Source organism: Sphingomonas sp. CARO-RG-8B-R24-01, from assembly GCF_022662295.1.
Classification (GTDB): Bacteria; Pseudomonadota; Alphaproteobacteria; order Sphingomonadales; family Sphingomonadaceae; genus Sphingomonas.
Window position 1 is genome coordinate 193,403 of record NZ_JAKNQI010000002.1, and the last position, 13,786, is coordinate 207,188.

The 13,786-nt window shown below is 64.9% G+C and carries 14 protein-coding genes and 1 tRNA gene; 6 read left to right on the top strand and 9 right to left on the bottom strand.

Annotated elements, in window-relative coordinates:
- Positions 1–54: 54 nt before the first annotated feature.
- The 4 genes from L8G49_RS05625 to L8G49_RS05640 are packed head-to-tail and all read left to right on the top strand — an operon-like array spanning position 55 to position 1,070.
- The gene (locus tag L8G49_RS05625; protein WP_242183133.1) at positions 55–378 is read left to right on the top strand and encodes a hypothetical protein; all 324 of its coding nucleotides are present in this window, start codon (positions 55–57) and stop codon (positions 376–378) included.
- On the top strand, positions 375–557 hold the full coding sequence (locus L8G49_RS05630) for a hypothetical protein (protein WP_242183135.1): 183 nt from the start codon (positions 375–377) through the stop codon (positions 555–557). Before L8G49_RS05625 ends, L8G49_RS05630 begins: the two co-directional genes overlap by 4 nt.
- Positions 554–808 carry a hypothetical protein gene (locus tag L8G49_RS05635; RefSeq protein ID WP_242183137.1) on the top strand — a complete coding sequence of 85 codons (255 nt, stop codon included), beginning with the start codon at positions 554–556 and terminating at the stop codon, positions 806–808. The genes L8G49_RS05630 and L8G49_RS05635 overlap by 4 nt, the downstream gene beginning before the upstream one ends.
- Positions 801–1,070 (top strand): AlpA family phage regulatory protein, encoded by a 270-nt coding sequence (locus L8G49_RS05640; protein WP_242183139.1) that lies wholly within the window; start codon positions 801–803, stop codon positions 1,068–1,070. The genes L8G49_RS05635 and L8G49_RS05640 overlap by 8 nt, the downstream gene beginning before the upstream one ends.
- On the opposite strand, the gene L8G49_RS05645 is transcribed toward L8G49_RS05640, so the two are convergent.
- Both L8G49_RS05645 and L8G49_RS05650 read right to left on the bottom strand, forming a co-directional pair.
- Positions 1,048–2,427 carry an integrase arm-type DNA-binding domain-containing protein gene (locus tag L8G49_RS05645; protein WP_347272042.1) on the bottom strand — a complete coding sequence of 460 codons (1,380 nt, stop codon included), beginning with the start codon at positions 2,425–2,427 and terminating at the stop codon, positions 1,048–1,050. The two genes, L8G49_RS05640 and L8G49_RS05645, sit on opposite strands and share 23 nt — an antisense overlap.
- 147 nt (positions 2,428–2,574) lie before the next feature.
- Positions 2,575–2,665 (bottom strand) — tRNA-Ser (locus L8G49_RS05650).
- Positions 2,666–2,777: 112 nt separating this feature from the next.
- On the opposite strand from L8G49_RS05650, the gene L8G49_RS05655 reads away from it, so the two are divergent.
- The gene (locus L8G49_RS05655; RefSeq protein ID WP_242183141.1) at positions 2,778–3,677 is read left to right on the top strand and encodes a peptidylprolyl isomerase; all 900 of its coding nucleotides are present in this window, start codon (positions 2,778–2,780) and stop codon (positions 3,675–3,677) included.
- Positions 3,678–3,730: 53 nt separating this feature from the next.
- Here L8G49_RS05655 and L8G49_RS05660 read toward each other — a convergent pair whose 3' ends face one another.
- From L8G49_RS05660 to L8G49_RS05675, 4 genes are read right to left on the bottom strand one after another with little or no spacing between them, the layout of a single operon-like run.
- The gene (locus L8G49_RS05660) at positions 3,731–4,330 is read right to left on the bottom strand and encodes an ABC-type transport auxiliary lipoprotein family protein (protein ID WP_242139405.1); all 600 of its coding nucleotides are present in this window, start codon (positions 4,328–4,330) and stop codon (positions 3,731–3,733) included.
- The gene (locus L8G49_RS05665) at positions 4,327–5,298 is read right to left on the bottom strand and encodes an MlaD family protein (protein WP_242139406.1); all 972 of its coding nucleotides are present in this window, start codon (positions 5,296–5,298) and stop codon (positions 4,327–4,329) included. Before L8G49_RS05665 ends, L8G49_RS05660 begins: the two co-directional genes overlap by 4 nt.
- Positions 5,299–5,301: 3 nt before the next feature.
- Positions 5,302–6,135: an ABC transporter ATP-binding protein gene (locus L8G49_RS05670; RefSeq protein WP_242139407.1), complete on the bottom strand. Its 834-nt coding sequence runs from the start codon at positions 6,133–6,135 to the stop codon at positions 5,302–5,304.
- Complete coding sequence (locus tag L8G49_RS05675) at positions 6,135–7,232, bottom strand: ABC transporter permease (RefSeq protein ID WP_242139408.1); 1,098 nt, start codon at positions 7,230–7,232, stop codon at positions 6,135–6,137. Before L8G49_RS05675 ends, L8G49_RS05670 begins: the two co-directional genes overlap by 1 nt.
- A gap of 62 nt (positions 7,233–7,294) precedes the next feature.
- On the opposite strand from L8G49_RS05675, the gene L8G49_RS05680 reads away from it, so the two are divergent.
- Positions 7,295–7,966 (top strand): HAD-IB family phosphatase, encoded by a 672-nt coding sequence (locus L8G49_RS05680; protein ID WP_242183143.1) that lies wholly within the window; start codon positions 7,295–7,297, stop codon positions 7,964–7,966.
- 46 nt (positions 7,967–8,012) lie between these two features.
- On the opposite strand, the gene L8G49_RS05685 is transcribed toward L8G49_RS05680, so the two are convergent.
- The 3 genes from L8G49_RS05685 to L8G49_RS05695 all read right to left on the bottom strand — a co-directional run bounded on the left by L8G49_RS05685 (position 8,013) and on the right by L8G49_RS05695 (position 13,732).
- Positions 8,013–9,287 carry a DUF445 domain-containing protein gene (locus L8G49_RS05685; protein WP_242183145.1) on the bottom strand — a complete coding sequence of 425 codons (1,275 nt, stop codon included), beginning with the start codon at positions 9,285–9,287 and terminating at the stop codon, positions 8,013–8,015.
- 88 nt (positions 9,288–9,375) lie between these two features.
- The gene (locus L8G49_RS05690) at positions 9,376–12,543 is read right to left on the bottom strand and encodes an efflux RND transporter permease subunit (protein WP_242139411.1); all 3,168 of its coding nucleotides are present in this window, start codon (positions 12,541–12,543) and stop codon (positions 9,376–9,378) included.
- A gap of 4 nt (positions 12,544–12,547) precedes the next feature.
- Entirely contained in the window at positions 12,548–13,732 is a 1,185-nt protein-coding gene (locus L8G49_RS05695) for an efflux RND transporter periplasmic adaptor subunit (RefSeq protein ID WP_242139612.1), read from the bottom strand.
- Positions 13,733–13,786 lie beyond the last annotated feature (54 nt).

Here is a 13,786-nt window from a genome sequence, read left to right on the forward strand (position 1 = left end):
CGAGGAAGTGCCGGCACCGGATAGCACTGTAGTTCCGTTCGGAAGGCGCAGCGCATGACTGACCTGTTCAGCTATCCGTCGGGTCCAGGTGCACAAGCCACCGACACCTCCCGCGCCGCCGCCGATGCCGTCGCGCCGACAGCTGGCATGCTTCGCGACCGGGCACTGGGAATCGTGGAGCGGTCGAACGGCCTCACCGCGGACGAGGTGGCCGGGCGGCTTGGCCTGTCCATCCTGTCGATCCGGCCACGCCTTACCGAGTTGGCGCGGCTGGGGAAGGTTCGCGACAGCGGCAGCCGCCGCAAAAATGTCAGTGGCCGCTTCGCAATCGTCTGGGCACCAGTCCACCCGGCACGCCTAAAAGGTCAGCGCCGGTGACACCCGCCGCCGAACAGGCTTTCCAGTTTGTCGAGATCTTGGCGCGAGGCGAACCTTTGCCCGGCGATCAGTTCGCCGCGGCAGTCTTCAAGACGGCCCGCAAGATCAACGCCGAGATAATTCGCGAACGCACCGGATCGAGCCGGTCGGGCGTGCCCCTCACAAGGACCCAATCATGACCCCCACTGCTACCGTACCTGACACCAAATCCTTCAGCGGCGGCTACCTTCTGTATCGCAAAGTCGGCGGCAAGAACGTCAAGCCCGGAGTGCGCAGCCAGGCGCGAGCGCCGCGCTTTCGTCATCCGACGTTCGAAGCCGCCGAGGCCGAGGCTGTCCGCCTGCTCGAGCACCATCCGGAATCGACGTTCGTCATTCTGCAGGAGCGGGCGCGGGTGAAGCTGAAAGAAGAGGGGAAGGCCGATGGCTAAACTGCCGATCAAGTCACCGGCCGCCACCGGCCGCGCCGCCGATCGCCTTGCAAAGCGTCAGGTCGACTATGGCCTCGATGACCGCCTCCTGCCGATTGGTGTCGTCATGGAGATCGCGGGAATCGGCAAGACGATGATCTATCGCAAGATGCGGGAGGGGACCTTTCCACGGTGCTGCAAGCCGGGCGGCGCGTCGACCAGATGGAGCGAGCGCGAAGTGAAGGACTGGAAAGCGAACGTCATGGCAGCGCGAGAGGCGTAACCGCTGATTCCCGCCGCGGCCCCTTTGGCGATGTGTCGGCCCAGCGAATAGGCTGGCCGATATGCGCCTCGGGATCAGGCAAACCCTTCACGATCAGATCGCCCCACGCTTGGGCAATCTCCCGGCGGCGGGGCATGTAGCCCGCCCGGTTGTATGCTCCCTCGACCTTATCCTTCGGAACGTGCGCCAGCATCAGGTCGATCACTGCGCGGTCGCCTTCGATCCGATCTGGGCGCTCGTTCATGATGGTGGAGAACGCAGCCCGAAAGCCATGCGGCACATGGCGCTGGTAATACCCGGCGCGGATCAGCAGCGCGCGCAGCGTGTTTTCCGAGATCGGCCGATGCACGTGACGCTCGCTCGGGAACATCAGTTTGAACCCGCCGGTGAGTGGACGTAACGCCTGTATGACGGCTACCGCGTGCGTTGACAGGGGCACCACATGGTCGCCGCCGTCCTCGGCCTTCCGATCTTGGTCGCCCTTCATGCGTGCCGCCGGGATACGCCAGATTGGCTCGGCGCCGTCCAGGTCCTCTATCTCGGACCATTCCGCCTTCTGCACTTCGTTCGGCCGCACTGCGGTCAGGGCGAGGAGCCGGAGCGCAAATTTGGTGCCAGCGCGGCAACGCTCGGCATCGCATGCTGCCAGCATCGACTGAACGGCTTTCACCTGATCATCGTGATCGCGGACGCGATCTATGATCGACGGCTGTTTCTTGGACCTAGGCTTCTTGGGGATGGCTTTGCCCAGGCTGGCGGCTGGGTCCGCCTTCGCGATGCCGGCGGCGATCGCGTAGACGAAGATGTCGGATATCCGCTGGCGCACGCGATGAGCCGTCTCGACTGCGCCGCGCTGGACGATCGCGTTCACGAGCTCGAGCACCTTGGGCGATTCGATGCTGGTGATCGGCAGGTCGCCGATCGCGGGGAAGACGTCGCGCTCGACGCTTGTCAGCACGTCTTGCGCGTGGACTGCCGACCAGGTCGGCTTGCGCAGATCGTACCAACGCCGCGCAACGATCTCGAACGTGTTGCCCGTCTCGGCGGCTCGCGTCTTCGTCGTGATGCGCCGCTCGACCGCGGGATCCTTGCCATCGCGTAGAAGCTTCTTCGCCTCGTCACGCTTGCCCCGGGCATCGAGCAGCGTCAGCGCGGGATACGACCCGAACGTCAGCGTCTTTTGCGCTGGCGCGCCCTTGGCGTTCTTTCCGAAATCGTAATTCCACCGCCAGTGCTTGCCGCCGGCCTTGGTCACATGGAGGAAAAGCCGACCCGAATCGACCAGCTTGTAATCCTTGTCCGCAGCCTTGGCGGCTTTGATCTTCGCATCCGTGAGCACGCCCGTCTCCGATACCACGATCGCGAGGTCTCGATACCACGCGATATACCACAACGATCGGTGAACGACTGAGAACAGATGCGAACACCGTCCGCCACACCAAGAGGTAAAACGGCGGTTTTGCAAGGGGAAGTGGACGGCTGGGAACGCTTGCGCGTGGTATATTGGCGGAGCGGGAGGGATTCGAACCCTCGATACGCTTTTGACGTATACTCACTTTCCAGGCGAGCGCCTTCGACCACTCGGCCACCGCTCCGCATGTCCTGGACAGGAGGCTGGCCCTAGAGCGTCGCGCGCGCCTGTGCAAGCGCGCAACATGCCGACCGGGGGGATTGCATGTTTTAGGCTCGGCATGGCACCATCCCGCCATGACCTTTATGCCCTTCATCCTTGCGCTCGTCGCCGCTCAGGTGGTTTCCGCGACGCCGCCTCCTGCGAAGGCAACCGCTGCGCAGATTGCCGCCGCGGCGCCTGCCGCCGCCTGGAACGCGATCGCGCCCGAAGACCTGCTGGTGATCGACTTTGCCGACGGGCAGCGCAGCGTGATCTGGCTCGCGCCCGATTTCGCACCGGTGCATGTCGCGAACATCCGGACGATCGCGCGCAGCGGCTGGTGGGGGGATGCAACCGTTTATCGCGTCCAGGACGATTACGTCACGCAATGGGGCGACGCGTCCGAAAAGAAGCCTCCCGCCGCCGGAATCACCCGACGCCCCCCGGCCGAATATGAGTGGGCGTGGGGCGCGCATGGCCAGGCCGTCGCGAACCCGTATCGCGACGCCTATGCCGCGCGGACGGGATTTACGCCGACCGGCTGGGCCGTCGCGGGGGACGGGCGGCGACAATGGTTGCCGCATTGCTATGGCATGGTCGGCGTCGCGCGCGATCTCGCACCAGATACGGGGACGGGCGGAGACCTGTATGCGGTGATCGGCCACGCGCCGCGCCACCTCGACCGCAACATCGCGCTGGTCGGGCGGGTGATCGACGGCATGGCGGCGCTCTCCGCCTTGCCGCGCGGGACCGGGGGCGGGCTTGGCCTGTATGAGGATCCAAAAATGCGCGTGCCGATCAAACGGATCGCGATCATGGCAGATATGCCGGCTGGTGAACGGCCGGTCTATCAATACCTGCGACCCGACGCTCCGGCCTTTGCCCTCACGCTGGAGGCGCGCGCGAATCGTGGGCTGCCGTTTTTCACGGTGCCGGCGGGCACCGCGGATCTGTGCAATCTGATGGTACCGGTGCGCAAGGCACCCACTGGCTAAGTCGCGCCATGCGCCCCGGCGACGGTCGAGGCCATCGCCGGAAGGTAGAGCGGCTAGCGGCCGACCCAGTCCGCTACTTCGACCGCGACCTGGTTCGCGGCGGTGTTCAGCGCGGCGCCAACCGGCGCTGCGGCAATGGCGCTGACGGGTACGCGCGCTTCGAAGCGACGCTTTTCCACGACCTTGCCGGTGCTGCGGATCAAGGATCCGTCGAACGCCACGACTGCCATGTTGGTGCCGGCATCGACCCCGAACGCGCGCAGCTCGCCGGACAGGACCGCCCCGGGATCGGAAAAGGATTGCGCGCTACTCAGCACGATCCGCCCGGTGCGCGGTGGAATCGTGTCCGACAGCAGCCGGGCGAACATCCGTGATGGCGGCTCGACCCATTGCGCCTTGGCAACATAGGCGATCGTGGTGGTGCTGGCCTGGACCGGGACCCGGACCCCGGCCAGCGCCTGTGCGACCGCGGGAACCTGGATCGTGATCGTCGGCGAGGTGCTCGACGACTGCGTCTGGTTGACCGGCAACGTATTGGCCGAGGTCAGGGTGAGCAGCGAGGGCGGCGGCTTCGCGGCAAAGCTGATGCAGCCGGACAACGACGCCAGCGCGGTCAGCGCGAGCAGCGATTTGGTCGAACGGATCATGGTCACTGTCCCTTTCCGGGCTTGTAATCAGGCAGCTTGGATTGGCCGACCAGCGCCCCCGCGCCCCCACGATCGACCTTTTCGGCGACCGAGGTGAGCGCCATCGACATCTGGCGCAAGTCGTGGACGAGCTGGCCGACCTCGGGAATGGTCTGCTTGGAGAAGGCCTGCAGGCCCGGCCGGGCATCGCCGATCGCCGCATCGAGCGTCTCGGCGCTATGCTGGGCAGAGGCGATCGTCTTATTCAGATTGGCCATGACCGGGCGGACGTCGTCCTTCAGCACGCCATTGGTCGTATCCGCGAGGCTGCCGATCTGTTGCGCGGCGACGCCTGCCTTCTGGATCGCGACTCGCGTCTCCGCGAGCGTCGCGGCAATCTCGGGCCCACGATCCGCCAGTGCCGCGCTCAGGCGATTGGTATTGGCGAGAATACCCTGAATCGACTGCTGGTTCTTGTCCGAAAGCATGTCCGACAGACGTTCGGTCAGCGTCGAGATGCGCTCGAGCAACTGCGGGGCCGAGCTCAGCAGCGCACCGAGGCCGCCGGGCTTGGTCGGAATCGTCGGAACGCCGTTGGGGCATTCCGCGAGCGGATTGTCCGTCGGGCAAGCGATCGGCGCGGCGCCCTTGACGGCACCGTCGAGCTGCACCGTGCTGGTGCCGGTGAAGCTGCCCTGCAGCGATGCGGTCGTCCCGATCAGGATCGGCGTATCGGGATTGACGCTGATGCGGACACGCACGAGCGAGGGATCGGGCTTCCACAGCGCGATCTCCTTGACCTGTCCCGACACGACACCGGAGAAGGCGACCGCCGATCCCTTCGCCAGGCCGTCGACCGACTGCTTGAAGAAGATGTCATATTCCTTGTCCGTGGCCGTGCCCCAGCGCAGGATCCAGACGAGGAACAGCAGCATCACCGTCAGCAGGATGAGCACGACCGATCCGACCAGCACGTGGTTTGAGCGGGTTTCCATCAGCTATTGCCCTTCCGCTGCAGCGTCAGCATGTTCGTTACGCTCGATCGTCGCCACCGCGGCGCGGCCGCGCGGCCCCTTGAAATATTCCTGGATCCACGGATGATCCAGCGCCAGCAACTCGTCGATCGTGCCGACCGCGATCACTTTCTTGTCCGCCAGCACCGCGATCCGGTCGCAGATCGCATACAGCGTATCGAGATCATGGGTAATCAGGAACACGGTGAGCCCGAGCGTCTTCTGCAACGACTGGGTGAGTTCGTCGAACGCGGCCGCGCCGATCGGGTCCAGTCCGGCGGTGGGTTCGTCGAGAAAAAGCAGTTCCGGGTCGAGCGCGAGGGCGCGGGACAGGCCCGCGCGCTTCTTCATGCCACCGGACAGCTCGGACGGGAATTTTGGTCCGGCGTCGGCGGGCAAACCGCTCATGACCACCTTATAGGCGGCGATCTCATCGAGCAGCGCCGGATCCAGTTCGGGGTAAAATTCGCGCAGCGGAACCTGGACGTTCTCAGCCACGGTTAGCGTGGAGAACAGCGCGCCACCCTGGAACAGGACGCCCCACCGCTTAGTGAGATCCGTAATTTCAATCTCTTCGCGATCCACGGTGGTCTCGCCGAACACTTCGATCGTTCCCGACATCGGTGTCTGCAGGCCGATGATGGAGCGCATCAGCACGGACTTGCCGGTGCCCGATCCGCCGACCACGCCGAAGATCTCGCCGCGGCGGACCGTTAGGTTCACCCCGTCATGGACGAGCTGCTCCCCGAACCCGTTGACCAGATCGCGGACGACGATGACGTCGTCATTCTCTTTACCCTTGGCGTTGCCGGTTTCCATCACACCCATCCGATCGAGGTGAAGAACACTGCAAAGAACGCATCGAGCACGATCACCAGGAAAATCGCCTGCACCACTGCGGCGGTCGTGCGGGTGCCGACCTGTTCGGCATCGCCCTCGACCAGCATGCCCTGGAAGCAACCGGCCATGGCGATGATCAGCCCGAAAAAGGGGGCCTTGATCAAGCCGACGTACAAATCGGTGACCGGCACAACTTCGCGGATGCGCTGGACGAACGTTACCGGTGGAATGCCGAGCGAGACCCAGCACAACAGGCCACCGCCGACGATGGCGATGATCGAGGCGTACATGCCGAGCAGCGGCATCATCACGACCGATGCGATCACGCGTGGCAAGACCAGCGCTTCCATTGGCGAAACGCCGATCGTCCGCATCGCGTCGATCTCCTCGGTCAGTTTCATCGTGCCCAATTGCGCGGCGAACGCCGATCCCGAACGGCCGGCGACCATGATGGCGGTCATCAGAACCCCGAGTTCGCGCAGCGTGATCCGGCCGACCAGATTGATCGTGAACACTTCGAACCCGAATTGTTGCAACTGCACCGAGCCCTGCTGCGCGATGACGATCCCGATCAGGAAGCTCATCAGCCCGATGATCCCCAACGCGGTGACGCCGACGACTTCGAACCGCTGTACCACCGCATTGAAGCGGAACCGCTTTGGATGCGTTGCGACATTCCAGAACGCGATCAGCGTCGCGCCGAAGAATCCGAGCAGACCGTACAGGGTTTGCCCCGCCGAAACGACGGCATCGCCGAGTTCTCCGACGACGCGTGTAAAGCTGCCGACTGGGGCAGGGCGCATCGCGACGGGCTGGTCGGCATTGGAGACCTGTTGCAGCAGATGCTCACCATCTGCATCTAGGCCGAGGATGTCGGCATCATGCTGGGCAGCAAAGCGGTGCACGATCCACGCGCCGACGGTATCGATGCGATCGATCCCGGCCAGATCGACATGCGCGACCTTTCCATCAAAGGCGCGGAGACGCTCGGGCAGGTCCCCGATCTGGGCGAGCGACAGGCTGCCGGTAAAGCGTATCGTGTCGCTGTCTTGGGAGAAGGCGGCCGGTTCGGTCATTCGCGCCTTCCTTGCTGCAATTGGACTGGATCGGCAAGCGTTGCTGTGGTCTGAACGCAGCCATGCACCAACTTGCCGTCTACGATATGGACAAGACGATCACATACGCGCCGACCTGGACGAAGTTCCTCGTCGCTACGGCGCGTGCGGAATCGCCTTGGCGGCTGTTGTTCCTGCCGGTCGCGGCGATCGCCGGGGTCGGCTATGGGCTGCGCGTGGTCAGTCGGCCGCGACTGAAGGAAATTGCGCAGCGGCTGCTCCTGGGCGGGCGCATGCCGGAAGCGACGGCGACGCGCGCGGCGGCACGATTCGCCGAACAGCTCGACCGATCCGGTATCTATCGCGGCGCGCGGGATCAGATCGCCGCGGACCGCGCGGCCGGTTATCGGATCGTCATGGCGACCGCATCCTACGGCTTCTATGCCGAGGCGATTGCCGCACGCCTTGGTTTCGATGACGTGATCGCAACCGGTGTCGTCCGGGAAGGCGGCACGATTCGGGCGAAGATCGCGGGCGAGAATTGCTACGGGCCGGCCAAGCTGACGATGATCGAGGCGTGGCTGGCGGACCATGGCATGGCCCGGACCGATTCGGTGGTGCGCTTCTATTCGGATCATGCTTCGGACGCCCCGACGCTCGAATGGGCGGATGTCGGGATTGCGGTCAATCCGCACCCGCCGCTTCGTACCATGGCGGCGTTGCGCGGCTGGGCGGTCGAGGATTGGGCACGGTAGGCATGGGCTTACCGCCGACCTGCCGCAGGGTGTGGCGTAGTGCCGGTTACAGCGCCACGTCCACCGCATGGATCGCCAGTCCGACCAACCCGCCGACCAGGGTCCCGTTGACGCGGATATATTGCAGGTCGCGCCCCACCGCATTTTCCAGTCGCCGCGTAATGGTGTCGGCATCCCAGCCTTGTACCGTTTCGGACACCAGCCGCACGATACCGTCGCCATAGTCGGCCGCCAGGCCGACCACCGCGCGACGAACGAACCGGTTGATCGTGCGCCGCAGCTTGGGATCGGTCTGCAGCGTTCCGCCGAGCTGCCGCAACGCATCCCCCACGGGACCAGCCAGCAACCGGTCCGGATCGCGGGCAATTTTCAGCATGCCGGTTCGTGCCTGTTCCCACAGCCCATCGAGCCATCGCTGCATTGCAGGATTGTCGATGATCTCGGCTTTCACCGCCGCGACCCGCTCCCGCATGCGCGGGTCATGGACCAGATCGTGGGCGAGGGTTGCCAGTCCTTCCTCGGCCTTTTCCCGCAAGGGATGGTCGGGGTCGTCGGCAATGCCGGTCAGCATCCCGTTCAAGCCATCGATGATCTTGTTGGCGAGCGTTTCGTCGAGCCCCGTCCAGCGCATGACCGATCCCGAACGTTCGCTGACCATCGCCCGGACGATATGCTCGTTCGCTTCCAGGACGCGCGCTGCCCAGCGCACGATCCCGTCGAGCAGCGGCAGATGCCGGTCCTCTGCAATGGCGGCCGTCAATGCCTGCCCTAGCAGCGGGGCCACGTCCAGCGCGCGCAGCCGCTGGCCGATCCCGGCCTTGACCATCCCGCCGAGCCGCTGCTGATCGAAGGCCTCCAGCATGTTCGCGGCGAGCCGCGATGCGCCGCGTCGCAGCCGGCCGTCGCCCCCGGGGGGATTGGCAAGCCAGCGCCCCACTGCGCCCGCGACGTCGAGACCGTTCATCCGTCGTGCCACGACGCGCGGCGTCAGGAAATTGTCACGCAGGAAGGCCGCCAGGGTGGTGCCGATGCGATCCTTGTTGCGCGGGATGATCGCAGTATGGGGAACGGGCAGCCCGAAGGGGTGGCGAAACAACGCCGTCACCGCGAACCAGTCGGCCAGCCCGCCGACCATTGCCGCCTCCGCAAAGGCGCGAACAAAGCCCATCGCATAGCCGAAGGGATGCCGCGGGTCGGCATAGGCGCGCGCGACGAAAAAGATGATCGCCATCGCAATGAGCAGCCCACCGGCAATCCAGCGCATACGCACCAGCCCTGCCGGAGGCGCTTCGAAGGCACGGGTCGAGCTTGAACGTCGCATTGCGGGACCAATCCCCGAACCCCGCGATTGTTCAAGGGGCATGTCCCGGCGGGGCCCCTTTTTTCCGCCGGGAACGGGATCGGGCCGATTATTCCGCAGGTTGCGGCTTGTCGTCACCCGGCTTGTAATGGATGCGCGGTGGTTCCCCCGGGCCGAGCTGGGGTTGCGTCGGCGGCTTGTGTTCGATCAGCGGGCCGCCTTCGTCACCCGGCCGGTACGTCAGCAACCGCCGTCGCAGGACCGGCGCGACGCGGCTCTCGATGCCGACGGCCAGGCTGAAGCTCGCAGGTACGATCAGCAGCGTCAGCACGGTGGACATGGTGAGGCCACCGATCACGGTAATGCCCATGGGAACGCGCGATGATCCATCGCCGGTCAGCGCAAGCGCGGTCGGCATCATCCCCATCACCATCGCAACCGTCGTCATCACGATCGGTTGCGCACGCTTGTGCCCCGCATCGATGATCGCGGTCACGACGTCGACGCCCTTGTTCATTTCCTCCAACGCGAAGTCGATCAACAGGATCGAGTTCTTCGCCACGATCCCGAGCAGCATGATCAACCCGATATAGACAGGCATGGAGATCGGCGTTCCGGTGACGGCCAGACCGATCAGACCGCCCAGCGGCGCGACCAGCAGCGACATGATGTTGATGAAGGGTGGCAGCAGACGACGATACAGCAGCACCAGCACCGCGAAGAGGAGGAAGATGCCCGCCACCAGCGCGATGATGAAGTTCTGGATCAGCTCTTGCTGCCATTTGGATTCGCCGAGAACGAGCTCCTTAACGCCGATCGGCAGCGTCTTCATGATCGGCAGGTCGTGGATTTCCTTCTGCGCCGTACCGCTCACGACACCCGGCGAAAGATCGGCGCCGACGGTCAGCTGGCGTTGCTGCGCGACGCGTTCGATCTTGGTCGGCCCGGCGCCGAAGCCGATGTCGGCGACGACGCTCAGCGGGACCGATCCACCGGCCGCCGTCTGCACCGGCAGGTTCTGGATCGTCGACAACCGTTGGCGCGAATCCTGGTCGAGCGCGACGCGGATCGGGATCTGGCGATCCGACAACGAAAATTTCGCGCTGTTCTGATCGATGTCGCCGAGGGTGGCGATGCGGATCGCATTGGACATCGCCGCCGTCGTCACACCCATGCTCGCGGCAAGATCCATATGCGGCGTGATGACGATCTCGGGGCGCTTCAGATCGCCGCTGATTCGCGGGGCGACCAGATCGGGCAAGCGGCTCATCTGCTCGACCAGCTTGGCGCCGGTTTCGGCCAGCAGTTTGGGATCATCGCTGCCGAGCGTGATCGTCAGCGCACGCCCCCCGCTCCCCCAGCCACTGGACGAGCGGAACGAAACGCGCGCGTCGGGGATCGTCTGGAGCGTGGGGGCCAGCGCGCGCTCGAACTCATAGCTCTTCATCGCGCGGTCGCGTTTGGGCTTGAAGATCGCGGTGACGCGACCGTTTCCGACGAATGCGCGGGAATAGACCGATTCGACGCTCGGCTGCTTCTGCAGAATGTCCGCAACCTGCGCCACGACGGCCTTGGTCTCCGCCAGCGTGGTGCCCGGCACCATCTCGACGTTGGCGGTACTCGAGTCGCTGTCGCGCAACGGCTGGAACGTCGCCGGGATCGACATGAACAGGTAGATGGTCGCACCGAAGGCGACGGCGCCGCCCAGGATCGCGGACCAGCGATGCAGCAGGGTCCACCGCAGGACTGCCATATAGCGGTCCATGATCCAGCCTTCGCCATGCGAAGCCGAACCATGCGCCTTCAGGAAGTAGGCGGCGAGCATCGGGGTGATCAGGCGCGCAACGGCAAGACTCATCAGCACCGAGGCAACGACCGTCAGGCCGAAGTTCTTGAAGAACTGGCCCGAAATTCCCGGCATGAGGCCGACGGGGAGGAACACCGCGACGATTGCCATGGTGGTTGCCAGCACGGCGAGCCCGATTTCATCGGCGGCGTCGATCGCCGCCTGATAGGCCGATTTGCCCATGCGCATGTGACGGACGATGTTTTCGATTTCGACGATCGCATCGTCGACGAGCACGCCTGCCACGAGACTCAACGCCATCAAGGTCATGTTGTTGAGCGTGAAGCCGAGCAGATCCATGATCCAGAAGGTCGGGATCGCGGAGAGCGGGATGGCGAGCGCCGAGATGATCGTCGAGCGCCAGTCGCGCAGGAAGATGAACACGATGACGACCGCCAGCGCGGCGCCTTCGACCATCGCCTCCATTGCCGAGTCATATTGCTGCTTGGTGTATTTCACGCTGTCCGAGATGCGCTTGAAATGCACCTTCGGATTACGGGCTTCGAGCGCCGCGAGCTTCTTTTCGGCCTCCTCGAAGACGGTGACGTCGGATGCACCCTTGGCGCGCTGGAAGTCGAACGACAGCACCTGCTGGCCATTGAGCGCGGAGGAGGACCGCTGTTCCGCATACAGATCCTCGACCCGCCCAAGATCGGCGAGCTTCAGCGTCTGGCCAAGACCGGTCGCGATCTGCGTCTGACCGAGCTGATAAGCGCTTTGCGCATTGCCAAGCACGCGAACCGACTGTTCCGACCCGGCAAGTTGCGCCCGTCCGCCGGCGGCGTTGAGGTTGACCTGCCGCAGCTGCTGGTTGACCTGCGACGCGGTCAGCCCGTGCGCGGACAATTTGGCGGGGTTGAGGATCACGCGGATCTCGCGGTCCACGCCGCCATTGCGGGTGACCCCGGCAAGTCCTGGGACCGACAGCAGTTCCTTGGCGACGTTGTTGTCGATGTACCAGCTGAGCTGCTCGACCGTCATGTCGGTGCTGATCGCGGCATAGCTCGCGAGATCGTTCCCGGTCGTGTTGGCGCGCATGATCTGCGGTTCGAGAATGCCCTCGGGCAGGTTGCTGCGGATCTGGGCGACCGCCGAGCGGACGTCCTCGACCGCGCGATCGATCGGCGTGCCGATCGCAAGCTGGACGACGGTTTGGGAATCGCCTTCGGTCACGGTCGAATCGATCTCATCGATTCCCTGCAGGCTGCGCAATGCCGCCTCGACGCGCTGCGTCACCTGGGTTTCGAGTTCGGTCGGTGCGGCGCCGGGCTGGCTGATATCGACGATGACGACCGGAAAATCGATGTCGGGCTGGTTGTTCACGTCCAGCCGCGTGAAGCTGACGATGCCCGCCAGCGTCAGCATGAAGAACAGGACCAGCGACGGGACCGGGTTGCGGATCGACCAGGCCGAGATGTTCCGGAAGTTCATCGCCTTACCTCTGGTTTGTCGTCGGTGCAGTGACCCGCGTCGGTTTGACCTTCTGGTCCGGCGTCAGGAACGCGCCGGCCGAAAGCACGACCTGTTCGGTCCCGTTCAGTCCGTCGACGATCGCCACACCACGATCGGACACTTCGCCGACCTTGATCGCGCGTCGAACAATCTTGTCGCCATTGCCCATCACGTACACGAAATTGCCCTTGTCGTCGCTTTGGATCGCCGAGTTGGGCAACTGCGGAACGTTGGTCTCGCCGGCGACCACGGCGGCGGAGGCGAAGCCGCCGGGCCGGAGCGCGGGATCGTACGTCAGTGCAATGCGCGCAATGCCCTGGCGGCTTTGCGGGTCGATCACCGGCGAAACCTGCCAGACCTGGCCGGCAAAGCTCTGACTGCCGCCAACGGGGGTGACGTCGGCGTGGGCGCCGATCCTGACGCCGCGCAATTCGGATTCGCTGACCTGCGCACGCATTTCCATCTGGCCGCCCTCGGCCAGACGGAACAGCGTACCGGTCCCTGGGCCGACGATCTGGCCGGGCTCGACGGCGCGGGTCAGGACCAGGCCGGCGGCCGGCGCACGGATATCGAGGCGGTTGGTCCGCGCATTCGCTTCACCCAGCGTCGCCTGAGCGACCCGCACGCGTGCCAGCGCCGCATCCCGCGTCGCAGCCTTGCGCTCGAGATCCGCCTTCGACAGGAACCCCCGTGTCACCAGCGCCTGTGCGCGGTCCAGCTCGGATTGTGCGATTGCGGCATCCGATCGGGCGACCGCAATCTGCGCACTCAACGAGGCGGCCGTCTGGGTTTGTACCGAGCGGTCGACGAGTGCCAGAACCTGGCCCTTGGCGACCCATTGGCCGGGTTCCACCAGTACGCGCGTCACCATGCCGCCATCACCGGCGACGCCCACCGGCATCTCGCGGCGCGCGGCCAGCGATCCCGTGGCGGATACCACGCGCGAGACGCTCGATCGTCCGGGTACCACGACTGAAACGAGCGGCAGCTGTTCGACCGACTTGGTGACCGGCTTTGCCCGGCCAAACGCGAAATACGCCACGGCGGCAACGATCGCCACGACGACTATGGCGATACCGATCAGACCTGCCCGGCTGCGGCGTGGCGCGTCCGGGGAAGGGAGCCCGCGTATCTCCTCATTGCCGATCGTGCGCGTCTCGTAATTCATCTGAGCCATTCCAGATCATGTGGGTCTCGCGACCCAATCCCCCGCCCGTGCCGT